We start from the raw sequence: 26,540 nt of genomic DNA, 5'->3' as shown, positions 1-26,540 counted from the left end.
CCCGTGGGCCGTCCGTACCGACTACGGTCGGCGACCCCTTTCTCCACAGGAGCGCAACGATGGATCCCATCACTTCCGAGACGCTGTTTACCCGCGCCGGGCAACGCATTCCCGGTGGCGTCAATTCTCCGGTGCGTGCCTTCAAGGGCATGGGACGCGCGCCCATGTTCGTGTCGCGCGCCCGCGGCCCCTATCTCTTTGATGTCGAGGGCCGGCGCTACATCGACTATGTCGGCTCCTGGGGTCCGATGATTACCGGCCACGCCGACCCGGACGTGCTGAGCGCCGTGCGCGACCGGCTGGAAGACGGCCTGTCGTTTGGTACGCCGACCGCCGTCGAGACCGACATGGCGGAACTGATCTGCGAGATCATGCCGTCGATCGACATGGTGCGCATGGTCAATTCGGGTACCGAGGCGACCATGTCGGCCGTTCGACTGGCCCGTGGCTATACCGGTCGCGACAAGGTGGTCAAGTTCGAGGGCAACTATCACGGCCATGTGGATTCGCTGCTGGTCAAGGCCGGCTCGGGCGCGCTGACCCATGGCGAACCCAGCTCGCCCGGCGTGCCGGCCTCGCTGGCCGAGCACACCGTGACGCTCTCCTACAACGATATCGAGGGCGTTCGCGAGTGTTTCCGCGAGATTGGCGATCAGGTGGCCTGTGTCATCGTCGAACCGGTGGCCGGCAACATGAACTGCATTCCACCGGCGCCGGGCTTTCTGGCGTGCCTGCGCGAGGTCTGCGATGAGGCCGGTGCCGTGCTGATCTTTGATGAGGTCATGACCGGTTTTCGCGTGGCGCTGGGCGGCGCCCAGGCGCATTACAACGTCACGCCGGATCTGACCTGCCTGGGCAAGATCGTCGGCGGCGGCATGCCGGTCGGCGCCTTTGGGGGCAAGCGGGCCATCATGGAGCAGCTCTCGCCGCTGGGGCCGGTCTATCAGGCCGGTACGCTCGCCGGCAATCCGCTGGCCATGGCCGCCGGCATTGCGCTGTTGAAAAAGATTCGTCAGCCCGGCTTTCACGAACGTCTCACCGAACGCGTCAATACCCTGTGTGATGGCCTCGAGCAGCGGGCCGCCGCCGCCGGTGTGCCGCTGATCACCCAGCGCGCCGGCGGCATGTTCGGCGTGTTCTTTACCGAGCAGCATGAGGTCAACGATTTCGCGGCTGCCACCGCCTGCGACGTCGAGCGCTTCAGGGCCTTTTTCACGGCCATGCTGGACCGCGGCGTCTACATGGCGCCGTCACCGTTCGAGGCCGGCTTCATGTCCAGCGTCCATGAGGATGAAGACATCAATGCCACGCTCGAGGCGGCCGAAGCCGTGTTTGCCACCATGAGCTGAACCCCGGCGCCCCGGCGGGGCGCCACGTCACGCCCCCGGTCGTTGCGGCGGGCGAATCCCCTTACTGATCCGGAGCGAGCCCCTTGAGTCAGTCACTGATCAGCGCGCTGAGAAGCGGCCGGTTTTTCAATCATGACGTGTCGAATCTGCAGGTGTACGAGACCCATATCTCCTGGGTCATCCTCACCGGTGACCACGCCTACAAGATCAAGAAGCCGCTGGATTTCGGCTTTCTGGACTTTTCGACGCTGGAGCGCCGCCGGCGCTTTTGTGACGACGAGGTGCGGCTCAATCGCCGTCTGGCCGGTGACCTCTATGAGCAGGTGGTGCCCATCAGCGGCACGCCCGAGGCCCCTGTCCTGAACGGTGACGGCGAGCCCTTCGAGTATGCCGTATGCATGCGTCAATTCGACAATGCGGGGCTTTTCTCGACGCTGCAGGCCAACAACGAACTGACCCGCCCCATGATGGATGACATGGTGGATCAGCTGGTCGCCTTCCATCAGCGCGCCGAGCGCGTGTCGCCGGACAGCGCCTTTGGCACCCCGGAGGCGGCCTATGCGCCGGTGGTGCAGAACTTCGAGCAGATCCGGCCGCTGCTGGAGGATGCCGACGACCTGCGGCGCCTTGACGAGCTGGCCCAGCGCGCCGAGGAGCTGTATCAGCGCCTTGCGCCGATGCTGGCACAGCGCCAGCGCGACGGCTTCGTGCGGGAAACGCATGGCGATGTGCATCTGGCCAACGTGGTGCAGCACGAGGGGCGGGCGTTGATCTTTGACTGCATCGAGTTCAATGATGACCTGCGCTACAACGATGTCTGCTGCGAGCTGGCCTTTTTGCTGATGGATCTCGAGGCGCGTGGGGAACATGCGCTGTCCAGCCACGTGCTCAATCGCTATCTGGAGGGCAGCGGCGATCACGAGCTGGTGCGCCTTTTGCCCTGGTACAAGGCGTATCGGGCGATGGTGCGGGCCAAGGTGGCGCTGTTTCGTCTGCAGCAGCCGGACCTGCATCCGGCCGACCGGGACGCGGCGCTGTCGGACTATCGCAGCTACATCGCGCTGGCCGAGCGCTACAGCGAGATCGATATCCCGTGGCTTTTGATCAGCGTGGGGGTCTCGGGTAGCGGCAAGAGCCGCTTTACCGAACAGGTCGTGCGGTCGCTGGGGGCCATCCGGCTGCGCTCCGATGTCGAGCGCAAGCGCTTGTGTGACATGACGCCCGATGCCGACTCGGCATCCAGTGTGGCGGGCGGTATCTACAGCGACGAGATGACCCGCCGGACCTACGAGCGGCTGGCGAGTCTGAGCGGGACGCTGATGGAGGCCGGCTACCCGGTCTGCATCGATGCCACCGCGCTCAAGCGCTCACAGCGTGACCGGCTGCGACACGAGGCCGAAAAGCGCGGGCTGGCGGCGCTTCTGATCAGTTTCGAGGCCGATGACGCGACGCTGCGTGATCGTCTGCGCCGCCGGCGGGACCGACGCGGTGAGGTGTCGGAGGCCGGGACTGACGTGCTGGATTACCAGCTCGCCTCGCGTGAGGCCTTCGGCGAGGATGAGCTGGCCTATCTGATTCATCTGGATACCACGGCCGAGGATGCCAATCTGACGCTGGTGTCGCTGATCCGCGAGCGACTGCGCCTGAACTGAACCGTGGCGGCGGGTGGTGGATCAGGCCGGGTCCCGGCGCGTCCGGGGCGCGGCCACCACGGCCGTGGGCTGCTGGCGCAGGAGATTGAGCGCCTGGGCGCGGTTTCTGACCTTGAGCTTTCTGAACACGTGGTACAGGTGCGACTTGACCGTGTGTTCACTGATGGAGAGCCGGTCGGCGATATCCAGATTGCTGGCGCCGCTGTCCAGCAGGCCCAGAATTTCCTGCTCGCGCGGTGTCAGGCTCGCCAGTGGCAGCTGCTCGTCGTGCTGGCGATGCCAGTAGGCGCACAGTAAACGCTCCATCAGCGGGCGCGACAGCCACATCTCTCCTTCGAAAAGCTTGCGAATGCCCTTGCTGATCAGCTCCAGCGAGTCCCCCCGATAGAAGATGCCGTGCAGCGGCATGCGCATCATCAGTGACACGGCGCGGTCCTCATCGCTCATGTTAAAGGCGGTGAAGATGGCTTCGTCGTACTGTCCCAGCTGCTGCGTCCATTCACGCAGGACGGACTCTTCCAGATGATCATCGTCGAGCAGTGCCACGACACGGCACTGCTTCAAATGCTCGGGCAGATCGGGTGGTTCATCGGTCGGCAACTGCTGTACGTGGCAGCCCAGCTGTTGCCGGAGATAGTCCAGAAACAGCTCATTCTGGGGGCTGCCCTTGGTCACCATGATCAGTGCTGTGTTTGTCACATCCATGAAAGTGGCCCTGGTAAAGAGTATGAAGGCCTTCAGACACCCGATAGCAATCAAAACAGGGGGGTGTGCCAGGGTCCGGCGCGCCGGACAGGGCACCCTTCGCGCTAAGTAAGATTAAGCAAAAAAGTATACAAAACAGATACTTAAAAGCACTTAAGGTTCAGAGCAGATTAAGCTCTTGCGACTAACGTTCCAGGTCGATCAACGAGAACGCGGTACCGGTTCGGGTGATCGTACCGATAGCCGATGCGACCGGGGTACTGAAGATGTCCCCGATTATAGAGCGATCGATTTTTGAATGAGAGCGGTCAAAACGTGCATCTACATCAAATGGCGCATTGTGCACAGGAAATTGCGTTAGCGGATGAATTTGAAACGGGTCGCTTACAGTCCTGTAACAAAATAGAGGGGCGGTGGATGCGTTTTGTCGAGAGATTGTTGCTGGAAAATCGGGCCTGGGTCAGTGAAATCGAACATCGCGATCCGACCATGTTCGATCGCTTGAGTCACGGACAATCCCCGGAAGTGCTGTGGATCGGTTGCTCCGATAGCCGTGTGCCCGCCGAGCAGCTGTGTAATACCGCGCCGGGAGAAATGTTCATTCATCGCAACGTGGCCAATCGGGTCTGCCCGCATGAAAGCGGCTTCATGAGCGTGCTGGAATATGCCGTTGCGGTATTAAAGGTCCGTCATGTCATTGTCTGCGGCCATCATCGCTGTGGCGGTATCAGGGCGGCAATGACCGACGAAAATACCGGTCATTCTCATCTCGATCATCATCTGGATGCCATCCGTGATGTCAGAAGAAGGCATGCTGATGAGCTGGCGGAATTAATCGACGATACCGAACGTCTTGATCGGCTGGTGGAATTCAATGTGGTTGATCAGATCAGAATGCTAAGCGAGATGCCCCTGATTCAGGCGCACTGGGCGCGCCATCAGCGTCCCACGATCCATGGCATGGTGTATGCCCTGGAAACGGGCAGGCTGCGCGAAATTCAGCGCTGGGAGGGGGATCAGTGCGGGCCGGGCCCGACGCTCGATGACACCCTGTGTCATGAACAAGGAGCGGTCACATGAGTCGCACACTGTCACTGAAGACACTGTCCCGGGACCTGCCGGCCGGGGTGGTGGTCTTTCTGGTCGCCATTCCGCTGTGCCTGGGCATTTCGCTGGCTTCCGGGGCGCCGCCGCTGTCCGGTCTGATCGCCGGTATTGTCGGCGGTATTGTCGTGTCGCTGTTCAGCGGCTCCTCGCTGAGCGTTTCCGGTCCTGCAGCCGGGCTGACCGTGATCGTGCTGGGGGCGGTCGAACAGATCGGGCTGACCGGGCTTTTCATGGCCACGGTGCTGGCCGGCGTTTTGCAGCTGGTGTTCGGTTTCCTGCGCCTTGGCAAAATCGGCGCCTTTGTGCCCTCGGCGGTGATCAAGGGCATGCTGGCGGCCATCGGATTGATCCTGATTCTCAATCAGATTCCGCTGGCGCTGGGGTTGTCACAGGACAATGACGTCTCCCTTCTGAATATTGACGCGCTGCTGGCCGGGGTGTCACCGGTGGCGCTGGCCATTGCGGCAGTGTCGCTGGTCATTCTGATCAGCTGGGAACAGCCGTTCATGCCGGTCGCGATCAAACGCTTTCCGGCGCCGCTGGTGGCGGTGCTGGTCGCCATTGCCATGGATCGGCTGGCGCTGTCGGTCGGTCTATCCGGAGCGCTCGGGGCCGATCAGCGCATCTCCCTGCCGGGGCTGGGCGGGCCGGGGGATTTCATCGATCAGCTGCAGCTGCCGGCCCTGTCGGTGCTGACGGCACCGCAGGTCTACGTGACGGCGGTGACGCTGGCGCTGGTGGCCAGTCTCGAGACGCTTTTGAGTCTTGAGGCCGTGGACAAGATCGACCCGCTCAAGCGCCATTCACCGCCGCATCGCGAGCTCAAGGCGCAGGGCATCGGCAATATTGTCAGCGGCATGGTCGGGGGACTGCCGATCACGGCCGTGATCGTGCGCAGCTCGGCCAACGTGCAGGCGGGCGGGCGCACGCGTCTGGCAAGTCTTGTGCATGGTGTTTTGCTGCTGATCAGCGTGGCCTTCGTGGCCGGGGCGCTGGAGTTCATTCCGCTGGCGTGTCTGGCGGCTGTGCTGGTGCATACCGGCTATAAGCTGGCCCGGCCGGCCACAATTCTTGCGCACTATCGTCAGGGCTGGCAGCGCTTTGTGCCCTTTGCCGTGACGGTGATCGCAATCATGGTCACCAATCTGCTGGAAGGCGTCATTATCGGCTTTCTGTGCGGGCTCTATTTTCTGGTGCGCGCCAACTACCACTCGGCGGTGTCGTTCACGCGCCATGACCGGTACGCGCTGCTGCGCTTTCATACCGATATTTCCTTTCTCAACCGCGACAAGGTGCGCTCCTGTCTTGACGGGATCGAAGGGGGAAGTCATCTGATCATTGATGCGCGCGAGGCAGGTTTTATCGACCCCGATATCCGGGAGGACATCGATAATTTTGTTTATTCATCACACGAGCGCGATATCGTGGTAGAGCTCAAGCAGGTCAACGGCATGACGGCAAGCTATCCCGCCCTGCGGTCGGCAGCGCCGCCGGCGGCGGCATGAAGAGAATGTCCGCGGGCTGACACGGCCCGTGCCGGGCTGCCAAAAGGGGCGCCTGCGGTCATTACCGACCGCAGGCGCCCCTTTTTTACGCCGCCACATCGGCCGGGGGCATGCGATCAGGCGTTGGGTGAGGTGCTGCGCGACGCCGGTGGCAGGGGCGCACCGCCCAGATTCTGGCGCACCCAGTTCATGGCCTGAATGCGATTGCGCACCTTGAGCTTGCGAAAGATGTTGTACAGGTGCGATTTGACCGTGTGCTCGCTGACAAACAGCTGTCCGGCGATCTCGGTATTGGACGCGCCCGTACCCAGCAGTCGCAGGATCTCGAGTTCGCGATGTGTCAGGCCGTTGGCCGGCCGGAAGGCATTGATCTGCTGACGACGATAGAACCGGATCAGTCGCGTCATCAGATTGCGCGACATCCACAGTTCGTTGTTGATCAGCTTGGCAATGCCCTTGCAGATCAGGGCCAGCGAATCGCGTCGATAAAAGACGCCCTGCAGGCGAAAGGTGGTCGCCAGATTGACGGCCTGGTTTTCGTCGGCAAGGTTGAAGGCCGCAAGCGTCAGGGTCGCGCTGTCGCTGGCGGCGCTCTCCTCCCAGTGATACATGTCCTTTTCATCGACGTGATCGGCATCGAGCAGCACGACACGCTGTACATCATCCTCTGCCGGTACCGCATCCCGCGGTGCCAGCGTCTCGACCTCACAGCCGATCCGGTCCCGCACGTACTGCATGAACAGTTCGCTTTGCGGGTTGATTTCGGTAACCAGCAAAACGGTTACCCTGCTTTCACTTTCCACGTCACTATCCACGGTGCCCCCTTGATGCCCGTTCATCAGCTCATGTTGTGACAGCCAACGACGAGACTTCTCTCAAGCTTACCCTTAAACGGCGTCTGGAGCATCGCTCAGGCAGGCGCTGTTTTGACGGCCAATTCGTTGGTTAACATCACGCTATTTGTAACACGCCAGGTCTACTTCGGTCGGCTGATCCGCAACAATATGTTCCAGTGTGACGACATGGCGCTTTAAAATGGGGCCATCAATCACACCAAGGGATCATGCCTTATGTCTGCTACACGCCCTCTCGTTGTCGCCAGCAACAATGCCGGCAAGCTGCGGGAGTTCCGCGAGCTGCTGGAACCGCTGGCATGGGAGCTTACCGCCCAGGCCGATCATGGTATATCGGCCGTTGAGGAGACCGGCTTGACCTTTGTCGAAAATGCCCTGCTCAAGGCACGTGCTGCCTGTCGGGGCAGCGGGCTGCCGGCGCTGGCCGATGACTCGGGGCTGGCGGTGACGGCACTGGGCGGTGCGCCGGGCATCCATTCGGCGCGCTACAGCGGCGCCCAGGGCGATGACCGGGCCAACAACGACAGGCTGCTCGAGGCGCTGGCCGAGGTGCCCGAGGGCCAGCGTGGCGCGCAATACCACTGCGTGCTTGTCTACATGCGCCATCCCGAGGATCCGGTGCCCATCATTGTGCAGGGCAGCTGGCCGGGAGAAATTCTCTCCCTGCCGCGCGGCGAGGGTGGCTTCGGCTATGATCCCCTGTTCTGGGTGCCCGATCAGGGGCTGAGCGTGGCCGAGCTCTCGTCCGATCTCAAGAATCGTATCAGCCATCGCGGCCGGGCGCTTGCCGCCCTGCTCGAGCAGCTGGAGCGCTGATGCCATCCCTGCCGCCCCTGGCGCTGTATATCCATGTCCCATGGTGCGTGCGCAAGTGCCCCTACTGCGACTTCAATTCCCATACGCTGACGCAGGCCCTGCCCGAGCAGACCTATATTGATGCCCTGCTGGCCGATCTGGACGCCGAGCTCGACAATGTCCAGGGGCGGACGCTGAGCTCCATTTTCATCGGTGGCGGCACGCCCAGTCTGATCAGTGGCGCCGGCTATCAGAGGCTGCTCGCCGGCATCCGCAGCCGCCTGACGCTAACCGGCGATATCGAGATCACGCTGGAGGCCAATCCGGGCACCTTCGAGCGCGAGCGCTTTCGTGATTTCCGCCGTGCAGGCATCAACCGGCTCTCGGTGGGCGTGCAGAGTTTTGACAACGACGCCCTGGCCCGGCTGGGGCGTATCCATGATGCCACGGAGGCAGTAAAGGCCATCGCCACGGCGCGCGAAGTCGGTTTTGACGAGCTCAATATCGATCTGATGCACGGCCTGCCGGGGCAGACCCTGGACATGGCGCTGGCCGATATCGACCAGGCCCTGGCGCTTGCGCCCACGCACCTGTCCTGGTATCAGCTCACGCTCGAGCCCAACACGGCCTTTTATTCGCGCCCGCCCGAGCTGCCCGAAGAAGACGTGCTGGCCGATATTCAGGATGCCGGCCAGGCGCGTCTGGAGGCGGCCGGCTTTCAGGCCTACGAGATTTCGGCGTGGTCACCCCCCGGGCACGAGGCGCGCCACAACCTGAACTACTGGCGCTTTGGCGACTACCTGGGCATCGGCGCCGGCGCTCATGGCAAGATCTCCCGTCCCGACGGCGAGGGACTTGTGATCGAGCGGCGCTGGAAAACGCGCCAGCCCGAGACCTATCTGGCCCGCCACGGTGACCCGCGCGGCTTTGCGGCCGGTACGCGGCAACTGTCGCGCGAGGAGCGCGGGCTCGAGTTTCTGATGAACGCCCTGCGCCTGAGCGATGGCGTGCCCAGCGAATTCTGGCAGCGACACACCGGGCTCGACGAGGCGCGTCTGGATGCTCACACTAGAGCCGCCATCGCCCGCGAGCTGATGTTCGAGACACACTCGCGCATTCAGGCCACGCCGCTGGGACGCTTGTTTCTCAACGATTTGCTGGTGCTGTGCGATGATTCGGTTCTGGCCCGCTCATGACGGGCCGCACGGCAGGGCCGTGATGGTCCTGCAGGTTCATAACGGTCGGGGAGGCGCCCCGAACGGTATTCACAGGAGAGCAGAACGTGAAGAAAAGCATCTGGCTGGCGGCACCGCTGGCCGTGGTCATGGCCGCCACGGGTTGTACCACGACCAATCCCTATACCAATGAGCAGCAGACCTCGAGCCTGACCAAGGGCGCCGGCATTGGTGCGCTGCTCGGCGGTGTGGCCGGCGCCACCAAAAGTGGCAACCACCGTCTCGACAAGACCCTGATCGGTGCGGCCGTGGGCGCGGCCGCCGGCAGCGGGGTCGGTTATTACATGGACGCCCAGGAAGCCAAGCTGCGCCAGGAAATGCAGGGCACCGGCGTGAGCGTCAATCGCGTGGGCGATCAGATCCAGCTCAACATGCCCAGCGCCATCACCTTCGGCAGTGACTCCAGCGAGCTCTCCTCGCAGATTCACGCCCCGCTGGATGGCGTCATCAAGGTGCTTGACGAATACCCTGATACGCTGGTCAACATTGCCGGCTATACCGACTCGACCGGTTCGGCCGCCTACAACCAGCGCCTGTCCGAGCTGCGCGCCCAGACGGTGGGCAACTATCTGGCCCGCGGTGGCGTCAACTTCAATCGCCTGATCATGCAGGGCTACGGCGCCAGCAACTACGTGGCCAGTAACGATACGCCCGAAGGCCGGGCGCAGAATCGTCGCGTCACGATCACGCTGGTCCCCAACGGCAACAGCTGATCACCGGATCGGCAGTCCTGCCGGCCGTATCGTCGCCGCAGTCCCGTGACTGCGGCGACGTTCTTTCAAGGAGGGAGCGTGCTTTCCTATCAACATGCGTGGCATGCCGGCAACTTTGCCGACGTGCACAAGCATCTGGCCTTGTATGCGCTGACCGAGCGCCTCATGGAAAAGCGCTCGGCCCTGAGCCTGATCGATACCCACGCCGGGCGGGGCGATTACCCGCTACAGGCGCCCGAGACCGCCCACCTTGATGAATATCGCGAGGGGGTGCTGCCGCTGTGGCAGGCGAGGGCGCAGCAAAAGGGACTGCTGGGGCGCTGGTGCGAGGCGCTGGCCACCCTTCAGGAGGATGCGCAGACGCTGTCGCGCTATCCGGGCTCGCCCTGGTGGCTGGCCCGCGCCATGCGACCCGACGATCGGCTGACCCTGTATGAGCTGCATCCCGGCGAGCATCGCCATCTCGAGGCGGCCGCCCTCGAAACGCCCCATGTGCGCCGGCTCAAGCGCGATGGTCTGGAAGGGCTGGTGCATCAGCTGCCGGTGCGAACGCCCCGACTGTGCGTGCTGATCGACCCCGCCTATGAGGTGAAAAGCGAGTTCGAGGCGGTCGCCGCGACGCTGTCACGGGTCGTGCAGCAGGCGCGCCACGCCATCGTGCTGATCTGGTATCCGCTGCTGGGTGACGCTCGCCATCAGCGCCTGCTCGACGGCATCCGATCCCACGGCATCAACAAGGTATGGCGCAGCGAGCTGATCCACCATGCCCCGTCCGGCGAGCGCGGGCTGTACGGCTCGGGACTGTTGCTGCTCAACCCGCCCTGGCAGCTGGAAACACGGCTCGATGAGACCTTCAACGCGCTGGCGGCGCTGTATGGTGACGGCGCCTCCCACACCAGTGACTGGTGGATGCCCGAGTCCCCCTGAAACGAGTCATTTTGAAAAGCGTCGTCCTGGAAACCGGGGGCCGGTCACAGCCGGGGTCGAGCCATAAAAAAGGGCCCGCCATCATGGCGGGCCCTTGTCGTTTCACAGAAGTGACGCTCCGGGATCGGTCGGCGACTCAGGACGACTCCGCCGGCGTGGCACGCGGCTGCGAGCGGTTTGATGAGGCCGCGGCGTCGGCTGCCCGCTGCTCCTGACGGGCGATCTCGGCGGCGATCTGCTCGCCCACGCTTTCCCAGCCGCGGGAGAGGGTGCGCACCAGTGCCGGATAGCCGTCCTCTTCCAGCGGGCGCTGAACATCGAAGTGCTGCTGGGTCAGCAGGTTGCCGCCGGCATCGCGCAGCTGATACTGCCCGGCCAGCACCGCCATGCCGTCATAGCGGCCCTGAAAACGTGACAGTGTGACCCGCACCCCGGTATCGGCGCGATCGCCGGCCACGGTCTCGCCCAGCACGCGGTGATCACCGAGCTGATCTCCCAGGGTGCGCTGCAGGCTGCGGGTGAGCTGGGCGCTCAAGTTGTCGGCCCACAGGTTGGTCTGCGCCTCGTTCACCTCGATATCGCTGGTCTGATAGACCACGCCCTGACCGTCGAGATAGTCCGCCAGCCGCACCGACGACACCGCCACCGTCGGGGCGCTGTCCGGCAGCGATACCCCCGGCTCGGCGACGCGCTGATCGGCCAGCGGCAGCGTATAGCGGTGAAACTCGGTGGTCTGGCCGGCACAGCCGGCCAGCATCGCCACCACGACCAGGGCAGCACTGCGATACGAGGCGTTAAGAAGTGACATCATCATTGACGGGCCCTCGGTTGCGGATCCTGAATCTCGCCGCGATTGAATATCAGCGAATTGGGTTTCTCGCTGATGGTACGCGCCGCCGGCTGCAGCGAGCGCATCAGCTGCTCGAGGCTTCTCAGCGTCGAGGTCAGCTCGCCGTAGGCCGGTGCCTCGCTCGAGTAGCTCGACAGCGTCTGCTCGATGCTGCGCAGCGTGCGCTGAACGTCACCGGGCAGGCCTCGGGTGCTCTCGTCGTTGAGCACTTCATTGATGCTGCTGGCGGTCTCGTTGAGCTCCTTGATCAGCGACTCGGAGCTGGCCAGCGTCGAATCCAGGCGATCCAGCGATGACTCCACCGGCAGGTTGTTGAGCTTGTCGAGCAGACCGGTCACCTTCTGTTCGATCTGGGCAAAGCTGCCGGGCTCGCTGGGGAACACGGCCACGCCGTTGTACTCGTTGATCGAGCGCTCGGGCGGATTGTCCACGAAGTTGGTATCGACAAAGAGCGCGCCGGTAAAGATGTTGCCGGTCTTGAGCGAGGCGCGCAGGCCGTTGTTGAACATGGCGTTGATGCGGGCGCGCCAGTCCTTGAGCGACTCCTCGTCCACCTTCGCCTGCATCCGCTGTGGCTCGATGCGGATCAGCACCGGAATGCGAAAGCCCTCGACCTGGTTTTCCTGCAGCAGATCGATGCGATAGGGCACGGTATCCACGGTGCCGATGCGCACGCCGCGATATTCGACCGGCGCGCCGCGGGAGAGCCCGCGCACGGTGTCATCGATCATGACCACATAGCGCAGATAGTGGCTGAAGCTGCCCTGCAGGGCGTTTTCTTCATCGCTGTACATGGTAAAGACCAGTTCGCTGTCGTGGCCGATCGGCTCGCCCGGCGGGATATCCTCCGGCACGCCGAAGGTGACGCCGCCGCTGACCAGTGACTCCAGCGAGCCCAGCCCGAGCGAGAAGCCCTCTGAGGTCAGATCGAAATTGATCCCCGAGGAGAGCCAGAAGCGGGTATTGCTGGTGACCAGGTCCTCGTAGGGTTCCTGAATGAAGAGCTGATAGTGCACCACCCGGTCTTCGGTATCGAACTCGAGATTCTCGACCCGGCCGACGGTGAAGCCCTGGAACAGCACCGGGTCGCCCACGTTGAGCGAGCCGGCTGCGGCGCTGGTCAGATGCAGGCGCAGGCCCCGGGCATCCGGCGGTGCGACCGGCGGCTGCTCGAGCATCTCGAAGCTGTCCTGAGCGTTGTCCGAATGCCCCGGCTGCAGCTGGATGTAGGCGCCCGACAGAACGGTGTTGAGGCCGCTGATGCCTTCGCGACCGATACGCGGCTTGACCACCCAGAACTGCGTCTCGTCGTTGAGCAGCCGATCGGTGTCCGGGTTCATGCGCGCCTTGATCACGGCGTGCGAGGTGTCCTCCGACAGCGACACCGAGGTGACCTCGCCCACGTCCACGTTGCGCGCCTTGATCATGGTATTGCCGGCATCGATGCCTTCGGCGTTGTTCATGATCAGCGTGATCTCCGGGCCGCGCGAGGAGATCGTGTGATACAGCATCCAGCCGCCGATAAAAAGCGCGATCAGCGGGATCAGCCAGACCGGCGAGATATGGCGATGCTTTTTGCGTTGCGCGGTGGTCTCGGTCTCGCTCATTGCCCCGTGTCCTGTGCTTTCCCTGCAACCACCGGCTGAGGGGAGAATGTGGAGTGATCGCTTTCATCGATGTCCGGATGATCGGCGGCGTCCCAGATCAGGCGCGGATCAAAACTCATGGCGGCAATCATGGTCAATATCACCACGGCGCCAAAGGCGATGATGCCGGGCTCGGCCGAGACGTGCATCAGCACGCCCAGCTGGACCAGCGCCGCCAGCAGGGCAACCACGAAGACATCGATCATCGACCAGCGGCCGATGAACTCGGTCACCCGGTAAAGGGTCATGCGTACCTCGGGCCGCCAGGGCTGTGGCCGGGCCACCTTGACGCACAGCCAGAACAGCGCCATCAGCTTGGCCACCGGAATGACGACGCTGGCCAGAAAGATAATGGCGGCAATGGGGTAGTCGCCATGATCGAGCAGCAGCAAAACGCCGCCCATGACTGTCTGGGTGGTCGTATCGTTGAGACTCGACACGGTCATGATCGGCAGGATCATGGCCGGAATGTAGAGAATGACAGAGACCACCAGCAGCGCCAGGGTCTTCTGCACGCTGTGGCGGTGGCGCATGTGCAGCTTCTCGCCGCAGCGACGACAGTAGCACGGCTGGTAATGGTGATAGTCGTTGACCGTACTGCAGACCGGACAGCCCACCAGTTTCTGCGCCTGCGCGGTGTGCCCGGCCCGTGCCCGCGCCGGCGGGGCCGGCTCCGGCGCCATGAGCTCCCAGAGCCAGTCGCGATCCACGCTGCGCGAGATCAGAAGCATCAGCACCACGAACAGACAGAAGGCCCAGAACGAGACGCCAAAGCCGATACTGGCCAGCGACAGGATCTTGACCAGGCTGACCAGCACCCCGATCAGAAACACATCGGCCATCATCCAGTGCTCGATATGACGCAGGGTGCGCAGCATCAGTTTGCCGCGCGGCGGCCGACGGCCCAGCAGAAAGGCGGTGTGGATCACGATCACCATGCCCAGATAGAGCATCGGCAGCAGCAGCAGCACCATCCACAGCACGATGGCCAGCACGGTGTAGTTGCCGGTCGAGAGGATCGCCATGGCATCGGTCAGGCTGATGGCGCGCTCGAGCCCGCGGGCGGAAAAGGAGATAAACGGAAAGGCCAGTGACGTGATCAGCGCCACCACCGCGGCAACGGCCAGCGCCAGCGCCTGCTGGGCGGGCGCGCGCTTGCGGGCCATCAGCTCGTGCTGACAGCGCGGGCAGCGGGCGCTCTCCGAGCACGAAAGCTTCGGCACGGTACTGATCAGATCGCACTCATGGCAGACCCGCAGGGGCGGTGAAGGCACGGATGGCGTGGTGATGGTGCTCTCCGAAATCGGTCCGGGACAGCTCACCCGGGAGAATAGTGTGGCCGGTATCGGCCGGGGCCGAACGGTCATGAAGGCTTAATGCCGGGAAAATCACCGGCTGTGCCGGCCATCAGTCGTTGTCATGACGCCTCGCCCGGGCCGTGGCCCGAATCAGCCGGATGCCGTTAAACATTCAGCATGGTACGTAAATAGCATCGACGCCCGGCCACGGCAAGCCATCATCTATCCCGAAAGTCTGACCTCAGACAGCTGCGGGGGTCGGCTGATGCCAGAGCCGGTAGTAGGCCCCGTCCGGATTCTCCAGCAGCTGCCCCGGCGCGCCGCGCTCGATGATGCGCCCGGCCTGCATCACCACGACCTCATCGGCGCCGGCAATGGTGGAGAGCCGGTGGGCCACCACCACCATCGTGACCCGCCCCTTGAGTGCGGCCAGTGCCCGATTGAGCCGCGATTCGGTCAGGCTGTCGACGCTGGCGGTGGCCTCATCGAGCAGCAGGATGCGCGGCCGGCGCAGCAGCGCCCGGGCCAGTGCCAGCAGCTGGCGCTCGCCGGTGGACAGCGTCAGGCCACGCTCGCCCAGCGGCGTGTCGAGCCCGTCGGGCAGGCGGGCGATCAGCTCGCGCAGCTGCGCCTCATCGATGGCGCGGGCGATGGCGGCGTCATCGGCCTCGATGCCCATCAGCAGGTTGTCCCGCAGCGTGGTCGAGCGGATGAAGGGCTCCTGGGGGACGCTGGCCATCACCGCATTGATCACCGACGGCGCCAGCGTCTCGATGGGTCGCCCGTCCAGCAGCAGCTGACCGCCGCTCACCGGCTGCAGACCGCCGAGCAGATCCAGCAGTGTCGACTTGCCGCTGCCGGTGGGGCCGACCAGGCCGATGAAATGTCCCTCGGGAATATCGAGATCGATGGCCTCGAGCGTATCGGCCTCGGCGCCGTGATGGCGAAACGCCAGCGATTGGATCCGGTAGTCGGCCGAGCTGACCGCTTGCTGATCCTCCCCGGCGGCGGCCTGCGGGCGATCCATCAGGGAGAGCAGCCGCGTGCCGGCCACGCCCGCCTGCTGAAAGATGTTAAAGCGCTGGGTGATCTCGATCAGCGGCTCACTGACGCGCCCCAGCCAGGTGACAAAGGCATAGAGCACACCGATCTCGGCGCCGCCTGCCAGAGCGTCGATGCCGTAGCCGAGCAGCAGCGCCGCCAGGATGATCACGCCCACCAGATCCAGCGCCGAGCGCAACAAAAGCGCCGAGATGCGGATGGTATGCAGCCGGGCGTGATACTGCGCCACGTTAAGCTCGTGATAGCGCGCGCGAAAGCGCCCGGCCTGATTGAACGCCTGCAAAACGCTCATGCCGCCGATCGCCTCGTTGATGCGTGCGTTCTGTCCGGCGCGCAGGCGGCGCACCGCCATGGCGGCCGGGCCGCTGGCGCGCTGATAGCCCCCGATGATCACCGCCGCCACCGGGATCAGGGTAGCGGCGATCAGCATCAGCTTGAGATCCATCAGCGCCATGGCAATCAGAATGCCGATCAACAGCACCACATTCTGCAGCACCGTGGCGAGAAACTCGACGTAGAGCTCGCGCAGATCATCGGTATCGTTGGTCACCCGCGCCACCATCTCGCCGGTGGGCGTGGCGTCATGGACGTGCTGGGGCAGGCGCATGACGTGGCGAAAGACCCGCAGGCGCAGGGCATGCACGGCGTCCAGCGCAATGCGGGCAAAATAGAGCGTCTGCAGATAGCGTCCCAGCGCGGCGAGGATCTGGCTGCCGACATAGAGCAGCAGCAAGAGGGTCAGCGGCTCGACGCGCAGATCGCGCGGTACCAGATAGGCATCGATGTAGTGCTTGGTCAGCCAGGGACCGAGCACGTCCATGGCGGTGGCGGTCAGCAGCAGCGAAAGCGCCAGCAGCAGGCGGCGACGATCCTTGAGCAGCGGGCGCAGCATCAGCGCGAGCAGGCGACGATTGATCATGACGCTGTCTCCGCCCCGCGAATCTGCTGCTCCTGCCACAGGCGCGCGTAGTGACCGCCTTGTGCCAGCAGCGCGTCGTGTCGGCCCTGCTCGACGGCGCGGCCCTGATCCAGCACCACGATATGATCGGCGTGGCGCACCGCCGACAGCCGGTGACTGACGATCAGGCAGGTGCGCTCGCGCTCGGCCGCCAGCGTTTCCAGAAGCTGCTGCTCGGTGGTCTGATCCACCGCCGAGAGCGTGTCATCGAGCAGCAGAATGGGCGCCGGCGAGAGCAGGGCACGCGCCAGCGCCACCCGCTGGCGCTGACCGCCGGAGAGCGTCACGCCGCGTTCGCCGATGCGGGTGTCGAGCCCCTCGGGCAGGCGGTCCAGATCCGGCCCGAAGGCCGCCGCCGTCAGGGCCTGACGGATCGCCTCATCGCTGGCCTCGGGCACACCCAGTGCCACGTTCTCGCCCAGCGTGGCCGCAAAGAGATAGGGGTCCTGGGGCACGTAGGCATACATCGCGCGCAGCGCGTCCAGCCGGTAGTCACCCAGCGACTGTCCGCCCAGGTGCAGGCTGCCGCTTTCCAGCGGATACTGGCGCAGCAGCAGGCGGATCAGGGTGGACTTGCCGCTGCCGGTGGCGCCCACGATGCCCACGCTCGCGCCCGGGGCGATCGCCAGGTGAAGATCGGCCAGCGCCGGCGTGTGCGACAGTGGGTAGGTAAAGGACTCGATCGCCACGTCGATGGCCGGCGAGGGCACCGTGGTCAGCTCGCCCGCGTCAACGATGGTTTCGCGCTCATGGAAGAACTCGGTCAGCCGCCGGGCGGCCGCCTCGCCGCGCTGCAGGATGTTGAGACACCAGCCGAGGGCAAACATCGGCCAGATCAGCTGCACCAGATACAGCGTGAAACTGGTCAGCTCGCCCAGCGTGATGGCCCCGCCCAGATAGCGCCAGCTGCCGGCGGCGATGGTGGCCAGCGTCGCAGTGCCCAGCGCCAGAAACACCACCGGGTCGTAGCGCGCTTCCATGCGCTGCACCTGATAGTGGGCGCGGGCATGGGCCTCGGCGCGTCGATCGAAGTCTTCGATCTCGGCCTCGATCAGCGAGTGCTGGCGCAGCAGGCGCAGCCCGGCGATCGCCTCCTGGGTGCGGTCGTTGAGATCGGAAAAGCGCGTCAGCGACTGGCCGAAATAGCCCTGCACCCGGCTGGCGATGCGGTAAAAGCCCCAGGCCATGAAGGGAAAGGGAATCAGCGCGATCAGCGCCAGCGGCGCATCGATCACGATGACCATCATGGCCAGCACCAGCACCAGCGTCAGCGCGCCGTCGACGCTGGAGAGCACGCCTTCGCCGGCGGCCACTTCCACGGCGTCGATGTCCTGGGTCGAGCGTGCCAGCAGATCGCCGCTGCGGCGCTGCTGGAAAAACCCCGGGTCCAGCCGGGTCAGTTTTTCATAGAACCGATCGCGCAGCGCCACGCCCAGCCGATAGGAGGCGCCAAAGAGCAGCATGCGCCATAGATAGCGCAGCCCATACATGGCCAGTGCTACCGCCACCAGCAGCGCGGCGCTGCGCCACAGTCCGGGCATGTCGATACGCCCCTCGTTGAGGGCATCGATGATGCGACCGGCCCACCAGGGCAGCGCCATGTTGAGAAGGCCCACCGCCAGCAGGGCCGTGATGGCCAGCAGATAGGCGCGGCGGTGGGTCGCCAGGAAATCGAGCAGCAGTCGGCGCAGTGCCATGGGTGTCGGATCGGATCAGTCAGTGAACGGGACGGGAGACAGCACGGCCAGTGTAACAAAGGGACACCCGGTCAGGCGGTTTATCCGTACCCCGCGCCGCGGAATTCACGTTGTTCGCCCCGTCGACGACGATTACGCTAGGGCGCTCAATACCGTGAGGACAGGGTTTTGTCGACCACCATGAAACTTGCCTGGGGCAGCCTGCTGGTGGGCTTTGCTGTCCTCGGGCTCAAGACGCTGGCCTATGCGCTGACCGGTTCCGTGGCGCTGCTCTCCGATGCCCTCGAGAGTCTGGTCAACGTGGTCACGGCGGTGGCGGCGCTGATCGCCATTCGGGTCGCTGCCATGCCCGCCGATGACAACCACCCCTACGGCCATCACAAGGCGGAGTTTTTCAGCGCCGTGCTGGAAGGGGTGATGATCATCATCGCCGCGCTTTTGATCCTGCGCGAGGCCGTGACCGGGCTCATGGACCCGCAGCCGCTGGCGCTGCCGACCCTGGGGATCGTCATCAGTCTGGCCGCCACCGTCATCAACGCCGTCTGGTCCCGGGCGCTGATTCATTTCGGCCGCCGCGAGCGCTCACCGGCGCTGGTCGCCGACGGCCGTCATCTGTTCACCGACGTGATCACCTCGGCCGGTGTCATCGTGGGCGTGGTGCTGGCCATGACGACGGGTTGGTGGCTGCTGGACCCGCTGGTGGCGATTATCGTGGCCATCAACATCCTGTGGTCCGGCGCCAAGGTCATTCGTGAATCCCTGAGCGGGCTGATGGACGAGGCGGTCTCGCCGGAGACGCTGGCGCGCATTCACGGCGTGATCGCCTCGACCGGCGAGGGGGCCGTCGAGGCCCACGATGTGCGCACTCGCCACGCCGGGCGCGCCACCTTTGTTGACTTCCATCTCGTGGTGCCGGGCGACACCACGGTGTTTCACGCCCACGAAATCTGTGATCGCATCGAAGTCGGCCTGCGTCAGGCGCTGGGCGATGTGCGCGTCACCATCCACGTCGAACCCGAGCACAAGGCCGAGCCGATCGCCGACATCGTCTTTGACTGACCCCGTGTCTTCGGTCGGGCCGCGCGCTACGGCACCCGGTGCAGCCACGCCTTATCGTGAAACTTCGAGTCGGCCAGTGCCTGCGCCGCGCTCAGCTCATCGGGTCGAAGCTCGTCGGGCACCAGCGTCAAGCGCGCGCCGAAGGAGGCCGTCATGCGCTCGATGATGGCCTCGCGCGACAGGCCGGTCTGGCGTCGCAGCGGGTCGACCCGCTTGCCGGCGCTGGCGGTGCCCTTGTCGGAGAGCTTTTCGCGGCCGATGCGCAGCACCCGGGTCAGGCGTTCGGCGTCGATGTCGTAGGCCATGGTGACATGGTGCAGCACCGCCCCGTTCAGGCGCTTCTGTGCGGCGCCGGCCAGCTTGCCGCCTTCCGAGGTGATGTCGTTGATCGGCACATACCAGGCGCGAATCCCCATGTCGGCCAGCGCCTGGAGCACCCAGTCATCGAGAAAGGCGTAGCTCTCCACGAACGACAGCCCCTCGACCAGGCTCTCCGGCACGATCAGCGACCAGGTAATGGTGTTGCCGGGCTCGACGAACATCGCCCCGCCGCCGCTGATGCGCCGCATGACCTCGATGTCGAGCTCATCGGCGGCCGCCGTATCGACCTCGTTGGCCAGCGACTGGAAGCTGCCGATGATGACGGCCGACCGGTCCCACTCCCAGACCCGCAGCGTCGGCCCGCGCCGACCTTCGGCCACCTCACGGGTCAGTACCTCATCGAGGGCCATGTGCAGCGCCGGCGCTTCCGGACCACGGTGGATCAAATGGAAGGTGTGCTCGCCCCAGTCGGAGGCCCGGGCCAGCGCCCGGCGGATGACGGTGGCCACGGCCGGTGCGGAGAGGCCGACCATGACGACCCCTTCCGGCAGTGCCTGCTGCACCCGCTCGGTCAGCTCTCCGGCGCCGGCGGTGACACTGGCGCCCACCAGTGCGGCGTTGATGGCCTCAAGGGCGTCGTCGGGCTCGAGAAAGAAATCGCCCGACAGCCGCACCGAGGCGAGCCGGTCACTGTCGGTGGTGATGTCGGCCACCAGCAGCTTGCCGCCGGGTACCTTGTATTCGCCGTGATGATGTTCTGCGGCCATGGGGTCTCCTGTCTGCGCTGAAAACGGGGTAAGCGGCGTTTAGGTTCGCAGCCGCCCTTCGCCGATGACCACGGCCGTGCCGCCCACGTGAATGGCCCTCACGCCCCGGTCGGTGTTGTCCACCAGCACGCCGATACGGCCGGGGCGACTCATCTCGATGCCCTGCAAAATGGTGTATTCCAGCAGGCCGCTCTCCCGCGACTGTCCTGCCAGGTAGCCGGCCAGCGGCGCGGCGGCGCTGCCGGTGGCCGGGTCTTCCACCACCTGATCGCTGATACGCAGCTTGCGCGCCCGGATGTGGTACGCCGCTTCCTGAACGTAGGGATAAACGTTGGCGCCATGCGCGTCCTTCAACGCCGCCGGCAGCTGCGACGGATCGGCCCGCACATCGGCCAGCGCCTCGAGGCCGGACAGCCGGATCAGATGAAAGGGCGCGCCGCAGCTGGAGCCGACCACCGGCTCCTCGACCACGGCCTCCGGCGAAAGCCCCAGCAGGGCCGCCGCACTCGAGCATGACAGCGCACTCGGCTCGATGCTCAGGGGGTTGGGCGTACTGAGCCAGGCCTGTTCGCCGTCGAACCGGATCGGCACCTCGCCGGCCGGCTCGTGAAACTTCAGGGGCAGCTGATCGTCATGCCAGCCGATCTCGCGCAGAAGCCAGGCCGCGCCGATGGTGGGATGGCCGGCAAAGGCCAGCTCCTGATGCGGTGTAAAGATGCGCAGCTCAAAAATGCCCGGCATGGGCGTGGCGGCGATAAAAACCGTCTCCGACAGATTGAGTTCGCGGGCAATGCGCTGCATGGCGCTGGTGCTCAGGGCGCCGGCGTCCGGAAACACGGCCAGCGGATTGCCCTGAAAGGGCGTATCGGTGAAGACATCAATCAGGACATAGTCAAGAAAGGCTTCCCGGGCATCGAGCACGCGATCAAGTGGCATGGCAACTCTCTTTTAATGCAGGCGGGCGACATGCCCGAAGTATAGGGCGGTTATGCCGGTCAAGCGGTCTCCGGAGCGCCTGATCGGACGGCCGTATCGGCAGGGTGCTCACTTGCCGATACAGAAGCTGCCGAAAATCTCGCCCAGCAGCTCATCGGCGGTGAACTCGCCGGTGATTTCGCCCAGTGCATCCTGGGCGCTGCGCAGGTCCTCGGCGAGCAGTTCACCGGCCCCGGCGCCGGAGAGCTGCTCGACGCCGTGGGTCAGCGCCTGCCCGGCGCGATCCAGGGCATCGAGATGGCGCCGACGCGCGGAAAAGCGCCCCTCGCTGGTGGACTGATAGCCCATCACCGCCTTCAGGTGCGCCTTGAGATGCGCCACGCCGGTACCGGTGGTGGCGGACAGGCGAATCACCGGCGGTGTGGTATCAAGATCGGGGTCACCGGTCTCGCCGCTTTCGTCGATCTTGTTGCGCACCAGGGTGAGCCGTGACGGGTCGGGCAGTCGCTCGACGAATTCGGGCCAGATCGCCATCGGGTCGAGCGTGTCGCTGTCGCGGCTGTCGACCATCAACAGCACCCGGTCGGCCTTTTCGATCTCTGCCCAGGCACGCTGCACGCCGATTTTTTCCACCGCATCCGGCGTATCGCGCAGCCCGGCGGTGTCGATGACGTGCAGCGGCATGCCGTCGAGATGGATATGCTCGCGCAGCACGTCGCGGGTGGTGCCGGCGATGTCGGTGACGATCGCGGTCTCCTGCTCGGTCAGGGCATTGAGAAGGCTCGACTTGCCGGCGTTGGGACGACCGGCAATCACCACGCTCATTCCTTCACGCATCAGAGCGCCCTGAGCGGCGCTGGCACGGACGTCGGCAAGACTTGCGCGCACGCCTGCGAGCATCTCGGCGACGCGGCCATCGCCGAGAAAGTCGATCTCCTCCTCGGGGAAGTCGATGGCGGCCTCGACGAAGATACGCAGCTCGATAAGGCGCTGCACCAGCGCCTGCACCCGACTCGAAAACTCGCCCTGCAGCGAGTGCAGGGCGTTTTCGGCCGCGGCGCGGGAGCTGGCCTCGATCAGGTCGGCGATCGCCTCGGCCTGGGCCAGATCGAGCTTGTCGTTCAAAAAGGCGCGCTCGGAGAACTCGCCGGGCCGCGCCAGCCGCGCGCCCAGCGCCACGGTACGCTCCAGCAGCCAGTCCATGATGACCGGGCCGCCGTGGCCCTGCAGCTCCAGCACATCCTCGCCGGTAAAGGAATTCGGCCCCGGGAACCACAGGGCGATGCCCTCGTCGAGCACCTGCCCGTCACTGCCCAGAAAGGGGCCGTAGTGGGCCTGTCGGGGGGTGGGCTCAAAGCCGAGCATGGCACGAGCGATGTCGGCGGTGCGAGCGCCGGAAAGGCGGATGATGCCGACGCCGCCGCGGCCGGGCGGGGTGGCCAGTGCGCTGATGGTGTCCTGATCGAGCATGGGAAAGCCTGAGAGAAGTCGTGTGGGCAGGATTGTCGGCTGCCGGGTCCGGAGCTGCAAGTGACGATGCCCCGTCAGCGCCGCTACCCGATGCACTGCCACCGGCACAAAAAACCGGCCCGGGCAAACGCCCGGACCGGTGAGGTATCAAAACGCTGCGGCCCGTTTCAGTGGCCGAACTTCTCGTTTTCGCCCACGTTCGGGGTGTGATCCTCGTTGACGTTTGATCTGGCGATCTCGTAGAGCTGGTACGCCTTGCTCTCCTTTGCTTTCCAGTGCTCGCCGAACCGGATGTCGATCTCCATGACGGCGATATCGGGATCTTCCCGGCCGCCGTCAAACCAGGCGGCGATCAGGGAGTTCCAGTACTGGTCGATGATCTCGCTGTCCTGGCGAAGGCGCGCCTTGCCGGACATGGAGACGTAGACGCCCTCCTCCTGGTCGGAGAAGGTGATGCAGACGTCACGATCCGACTGGGCTTCAAAGGCCTTCTCGGCGCTTTTTTTGGTGTAGAACCAGAGGGTACCGTCGTAGGCGTCCTGCACCAGGTGCATGGGGCGCGCGCGCGGCATGCCGTCATCCTGGGTGACCAGCATGCCGACGCCGATTTCCTTGATCAGATTCCAGATTTTCTGCTTGTGCTCCGGGCTTGACATCGTTGCCTCCTGCGGCCGTCCGTTGCTGAGAGCGCCATCCTTCACTCGCCGCCTGAAAGCGGCGCTTTCAAAAGGTTAGTCGCGCCGCGCCCGGGGGACAAACCCGCGCCCGGTCGGTATCTCGCACCGGCAAGGTCGGGGCCGGACGATACGGAACCCGAATCCACCCCTTGAAACCACGCGCAGGCCACGCCCATGACCCGCGATCAGCGCTATCTCGAGGCGGCCGGGCGCTTGCCCGGGCGCGTCGAGCCTGCCGATATGCCCACCCTGGTGGGCATGGGCGATACCGTGACCCCGATCCGGGCGCAGGTCGAATGGCAGCACGGCGGCAGTAACCGGGGCTTTCTGCAGCTGATCGAGCGGCCGGGGGAGGCGTTTGAGCGCGAAAGCCGGGGCTTTCTGTCGACAGCGGCGGCGGGGAGGCGCGACGCTCCGGCATCGATACCGCCGCTTTTTCACGCGGCGACGGCGCCTTTCCCGGGAGGCTCTTTCGGGCATTACCGACGCCGATGATCCGCTAACGCTCGACGCGCTCTTCCCCGACGGCTACACCGAGTATGTCGATTTTTCTGCGCGCTCGCCGAGCGCGCCCGCTGACAGGATCTTCCATGAGCGATTTCCACTTCTACGAGCCGCGCCGGGGCCACGGCCTGCCGCACGATCCCTTCAAGTCGATCATCGCGCCGCGACCCATCGGCTGGGTCTCCTCGCAAAACGGCGAGGGCCGGCTCAACCTGGCACCCTACAGCTTCTTCAATGCGTTTTGCGCTGCGCCGCCGATCATCGGCTTTGCCAGCGCCGGCTGGAAGGACAGCGTGGCCAATATCGAGGCCACCGGCGAGTTCTGCTGGCATCTGGCCACGCGCTCGCTGGCGGAGAAGATGAACGCCTCGAGCGCCAGCGTGGGCAGCGAGGTGGACGAGTTTGCCCTCGCCGGGCTGACGCCGGCCGCGTCCAGCGTGGTGACGGTGCCCCGGGTGCTGGAAGCGCCGGTGACGTTCGAGTGCCGGCTGACCCAGCTGATCCAGCTTGAATCCGCCGCTGGCGAAACACTCGATAACTGGCTGGTGCTGGGCGAGGTGGTCGGTGTGCACATCGATCAAAACCTGCTGGCGGACGGCATCTATCAGACCGCCGCCGCCGAGCCGATCCTGCGCGCCGGCGGGCCCGCCACCTACTACACCATCAATGATGACGTGCGCTTCGAGATGGAACGCCCGGACAACTCCGGTCAGTAGGTCATCAAAAAACGCAAAAGGGCCGGCAATTGCCGGCCCTTTGTATTGCCTCGCCCCGGGGCATCAGCCCTTGAGCACGCCATCCACCAGCGCCTTGGCTTCTTCCTGAATGCGCTTGAGGTGGTCTTCACCTTCAAAGCTTTCGGCGTAGATCTTGTAGACGTCCTCGGTGCCCGAGGGGCGCGCGGCGAACCAGCCGGCCCCGGTTTCCACCTTGAGCCCGCCGATGGCCGCACCGTTGCCGGGCGCTTCGGTGAGCTTGCGGGTGATCGCATGGCCGGCCAGCTCGGAGGCCGTGACCTGCTCCGGAGAGAGCTTGCCCAGGCGCGCCTTTTGATCGCGGTCGGCCGGGGCGTCCACGCGGGCATAGACCGGCGCGCCGAAGCGCTCGGTCAGCGCCTGATACAGTTCGCCCGGGTCCTTGCCGGTGACGGCGGTCATTTCCGCAGCCAGCAGGCCGAGGATGATGCCGTCCTTGTCGGTCGACCAGGGCTTTCCGTCAAAGGTCAAAAACGAGGCACCGGCGGACTCTTCGCCGCCAAAGCCGAGGCTGCCGTCCATCAGACCATCCACGAACCACTTGAAGCCTACCGGCACCTCGACCACCGAGCGACCGATGCCCTCGGCAACGCGGTCGATCATGGAGGAGGACACCAGCGTCTTGCCGATGGCGGCGCTGTCGCGCCATTGCGGGCGATGAGTGAAGAGATACTCGATCGCCACCGCCAGATAGTGGTTGGGGTTCAAAAGCCCCGTCGAGCGGGCAACGATGCCGTGACGGTCATGGTCGGTGTCGCAGGCAAAGGAGACGTCAAAGCGGTCCTTGTTCTCGATCAGCCCGGCCATGGCGTGCGGCGAAGAGCAGTCCATGCGGATCTTGCCGTCCCAGTCCAGCCGCATGAAGCGAAAGGTCGGGTCCACGGTGGTCGAGATCACTTCCAGCGGCAGCTGATAGCGCTCGGCGATGCGCGTCCAGTAGTGCACCCCGGCGCCGCCCAGCGGGTCAACGCCGAATTTGAGCCCTGAATCGCGGATTGCGGCCATGTCGATGACCTTTTCCAGCCCTTCGACATAGCTGTCGATGAAATCAAAGCGCTGGGTGGTCGGTGCAGCGAGCGCTTCGGCATGGCTGAGGCGTTTCACGCCGTCGAGATCATTGGTCAGCAGCTCGTTGGCGCGCTCCTGAATCCATTTGGTGATGCCGGTATCGGCCGGACCGCCGTTGGTGGGATTGTACTTGAAGCCGCCATCGGTAGGCGGGTTGTGCGACGGCGTGATCACGATGCCGTCGGCCAGCTCGCTGGTGCGATCGCGGTTGTGGTTGAGAATCGCATTCGACAGCGCCGGCGTCGGCGTATAGCCCGGCTCGCCGTGGGTGGCCTCGCAGCCGGCATCGATGCGGGTTTCGACGCCGTTGGCGGCCAGCACTTCCAGTGCCGAAACAAAGGCCGGCTCGGACAGCGCATGGGTGTCCATGCCGATAAACAGCGGTCCGGTGATGCCCTGCTCATGGCGGTAGTCACAGATCGCCTGGGTGGTGGCCAGGATATGCCACTCGTTGAAGCTGGTTTTCAGCGATGAGCCGCGATGGCCGGATGTCCCGAAGGCCACCTGCTGGGCGGGATCCGACACGTCGGGGCGCTCGCTGTAGTAGCGTGACACCAGACGCGGCAGATGGGCGAGGCGTTGCTCGTCGGGCTGCTGCCCTGCATGGGGATCGATGCTCATCTCTTCATC

At 64.7% G+C, this 26,540-nt stretch carries 23 protein-coding genes; 11 read left to right on the top strand and 12 right to left on the bottom strand.

The features are described from left to right. Positions 1–59: 59 nt before the first annotated feature. Positions 60–1,349, top strand: coding sequence for a glutamate-1-semialdehyde 2,1-aminomutase (gene hemL / locus M1D97_RS15860; RefSeq protein WP_456268668.1), 1,290 nt, complete (start codon positions 60–62; stop codon positions 1,347–1,349). A gap of 83 nt (positions 1,350–1,432) precedes the next feature. Continuing rightward, positions 1,433–3,001, top strand: a complete 1,569-nt coding sequence (locus M1D97_RS15855; protein WP_456268667.1) for a bifunctional aminoglycoside phosphotransferase/ATP-binding protein — start codon at positions 1,433–1,435, stop codon at positions 2,999–3,001. A 21-nt stretch (positions 3,002–3,022) separates the two neighbouring features. Here M1D97_RS15855 and M1D97_RS15850 read toward each other — a convergent pair whose 3' ends face one another. Further along, on the bottom strand, positions 3,023–3,706 hold the full coding sequence (locus M1D97_RS15850; protein ID WP_456268666.1) for a LuxR C-terminal-related transcriptional regulator: 684 nt from the start codon (positions 3,704–3,706) through the stop codon (positions 3,023–3,025). Positions 3,707–4,000: 294 nt separating this feature from the next. Here M1D97_RS15850 and M1D97_RS15845 point away from each other — a divergent pair, with 294 nt between their 5' ends. Beyond that, complete coding sequence (locus tag M1D97_RS15845; protein WP_456268665.1) at positions 4,001–4,786, top strand: carbonic anhydrase; 786 nt, start codon at positions 4,001–4,003, stop codon at positions 4,784–4,786. Next, positions 4,783–6,318, top strand: a complete 1,536-nt coding sequence (locus M1D97_RS15840) for a SulP family inorganic anion transporter (protein WP_456268664.1) — start codon at positions 4,783–4,785, stop codon at positions 6,316–6,318. Before M1D97_RS15845 ends, M1D97_RS15840 begins: the two co-directional genes overlap by 4 nt. 116 nt (positions 6,319–6,434) lie before the next feature. On the opposite strand, the gene M1D97_RS15835 is transcribed toward M1D97_RS15840, so the two are convergent. Beyond that, complete coding sequence (locus M1D97_RS15835) at positions 6,435–7,121, bottom strand: LuxR C-terminal-related transcriptional regulator (RefSeq protein WP_456268663.1); 687 nt, start codon at positions 7,119–7,121, stop codon at positions 6,435–6,437. A gap of 267 nt (positions 7,122–7,388) precedes the next feature. Here M1D97_RS15835 and rdgB point away from each other — a divergent pair, with 267 nt between their 5' ends. The 4 genes from rdgB (at position 7,389) to M1D97_RS15815 (ending at position 10,842) form a co-directional block, all read left to right on the top strand. Continuing rightward, positions 7,389–7,988, top strand: a complete 600-nt coding sequence (gene rdgB, locus M1D97_RS15830) for an RdgB/HAM1 family non-canonical purine NTP pyrophosphatase (RefSeq protein ID WP_456268662.1) — start codon at positions 7,389–7,391, stop codon at positions 7,986–7,988. Beyond that, entirely contained in the window at positions 7,985–9,163 is a 1,179-nt protein-coding gene (gene hemW / locus M1D97_RS15825) for a radical SAM family heme chaperone HemW (RefSeq protein WP_456270238.1), read from the top strand. The genes rdgB and hemW overlap by 4 nt, the downstream gene beginning before the upstream one ends. A gap of 86 nt (positions 9,164–9,249) precedes the next feature. Beyond that, the gene (locus M1D97_RS15820) at positions 9,250–9,915 is read left to right on the top strand and encodes an OmpA family protein (RefSeq protein ID WP_456268661.1); all 666 of its coding nucleotides are present in this window, start codon (positions 9,250–9,252) and stop codon (positions 9,913–9,915) included. A gap of 78 nt (positions 9,916–9,993) precedes the next feature. Further along, the gene (locus tag M1D97_RS15815; protein WP_456268660.1) at positions 9,994–10,842 is read left to right on the top strand and encodes a 23S rRNA (adenine(2030)-N(6))-methyltransferase RlmJ; all 849 of its coding nucleotides are present in this window, start codon (positions 9,994–9,996) and stop codon (positions 10,840–10,842) included. 136 nt (positions 10,843–10,978) lie between these two features. Here M1D97_RS15815 and M1D97_RS15810 read toward each other — a convergent pair whose 3' ends face one another. The 5 genes from M1D97_RS15810 to M1D97_RS15790 form a co-directional block, all read right to left on the bottom strand. Next, positions 10,979–11,656 carry a PqiC family protein gene (locus tag M1D97_RS15810; RefSeq protein ID WP_456268659.1) on the bottom strand — a complete coding sequence of 226 codons (678 nt, stop codon included), beginning with the start codon at positions 11,654–11,656 and terminating at the stop codon, positions 10,979–10,981. Next, positions 11,653–13,299, bottom strand: coding sequence for an intermembrane transport protein PqiB (gene pqiB / locus M1D97_RS15805; protein ID WP_456268658.1), 1,647 nt, complete (start codon positions 13,297–13,299; stop codon positions 11,653–11,655). Before pqiB ends, M1D97_RS15810 begins: the two co-directional genes overlap by 4 nt. Continuing rightward, complete coding sequence (locus M1D97_RS15800; RefSeq protein WP_456268657.1) at positions 13,296–14,705, bottom strand: PqiA/YebS family transporter subunit; 1,410 nt, start codon at positions 14,703–14,705, stop codon at positions 13,296–13,298. The genes pqiB and M1D97_RS15800 overlap by 4 nt, the downstream gene beginning before the upstream one ends. Positions 14,706–14,877: 172 nt before the next feature. Next, complete coding sequence (locus M1D97_RS15795) at positions 14,878–16,617, bottom strand: ABC transporter transmembrane domain-containing protein (protein ID WP_456268656.1); 1,740 nt, start codon at positions 16,615–16,617, stop codon at positions 14,878–14,880. Beyond that, complete coding sequence (locus M1D97_RS15790; RefSeq protein ID WP_456268655.1) at positions 16,614–18,353, bottom strand: ABC transporter ATP-binding protein; 1,740 nt, start codon at positions 18,351–18,353, stop codon at positions 16,614–16,616. Before M1D97_RS15790 ends, M1D97_RS15795 begins: the two co-directional genes overlap by 4 nt. A 180-nt stretch (positions 18,354–18,533) precedes the next feature. On the opposite strand from M1D97_RS15790, the gene M1D97_RS15785 reads away from it, so the two are divergent. Then, on the top strand, positions 18,534–19,412 hold the full coding sequence (locus M1D97_RS15785) for a cation diffusion facilitator family transporter (protein ID WP_456268654.1): 879 nt from the start codon (positions 18,534–18,536) through the stop codon (positions 19,410–19,412). 26 nt (positions 19,413–19,438) lie between these two features. On the opposite strand, the gene M1D97_RS15780 is transcribed toward M1D97_RS15785, so the two are convergent. From M1D97_RS15780 to M1D97_RS15765, 4 genes are all read right to left on the bottom strand, one after another. Beyond that, complete coding sequence (locus tag M1D97_RS15780) at positions 19,439–20,500, bottom strand: lipoate--protein ligase family protein (protein ID WP_456268653.1); 1,062 nt, start codon at positions 20,498–20,500, stop codon at positions 19,439–19,441. A gap of 39 nt (positions 20,501–20,539) precedes the next feature. Next, a complete protein-coding gene (locus M1D97_RS15775) occupies positions 20,540–21,436 on the bottom strand; it encodes a PhzF family phenazine biosynthesis protein (protein WP_456268652.1) in 897 nt (298 codons plus the stop codon). Positions 21,437–21,544: 108 nt separating this feature from the next. Beyond that, positions 21,545–22,906, bottom strand: coding sequence for a tRNA uridine-5-carboxymethylaminomethyl(34) synthesis GTPase MnmE (gene mnmE / locus M1D97_RS15770; protein WP_456268651.1), 1,362 nt, complete (start codon positions 22,904–22,906; stop codon positions 21,545–21,547). 167 nt (positions 22,907–23,073) lie between these two features. After that, a complete protein-coding gene (locus M1D97_RS15765; RefSeq protein ID WP_456268650.1) occupies positions 23,074–23,562 on the bottom strand; it encodes a pyridoxamine 5'-phosphate oxidase family protein in 489 nt (162 codons plus the stop codon). Positions 23,563–23,757: 195 nt separating this feature from the next. On the opposite strand from M1D97_RS15765, the gene M1D97_RS15760 reads away from it, so the two are divergent. Together M1D97_RS15760 and M1D97_RS15755 are read left to right on the top strand one after the other, a co-directional pair. After that, complete coding sequence (locus M1D97_RS15760; protein WP_456268649.1) at positions 23,758–24,078, top strand: glucosylglycerol 3-phosphatase; 321 nt, start codon at positions 23,758–23,760, stop codon at positions 24,076–24,078. A gap of 95 nt (positions 24,079–24,173) precedes the next feature. Further along, positions 24,174–24,803: a flavin reductase family protein gene (locus M1D97_RS15755; RefSeq protein WP_456268648.1), complete on the top strand. Its 630-nt coding sequence runs from the start codon at positions 24,174–24,176 to the stop codon at positions 24,801–24,803. Between the two features lie 63 nt (positions 24,804–24,866). On the opposite strand, the gene pgm is transcribed toward M1D97_RS15755, so the two are convergent. Then, positions 24,867–26,531, bottom strand: coding sequence for a phosphoglucomutase (alpha-D-glucose-1,6-bisphosphate-dependent) (pgm, locus tag M1D97_RS15750; protein ID WP_456268647.1), 1,665 nt, complete (start codon positions 26,529–26,531; stop codon positions 24,867–24,869). Positions 26,532–26,540: the final 9 nt, after the last annotated feature.

The organism is Kushneria sp. AK178 (genome assembly GCF_053903105.1).
The sequence above is the reverse complement of the archived record's forward strand: the minus strand, read 5'-3'. Positions and strand labels throughout refer to the sequence as shown.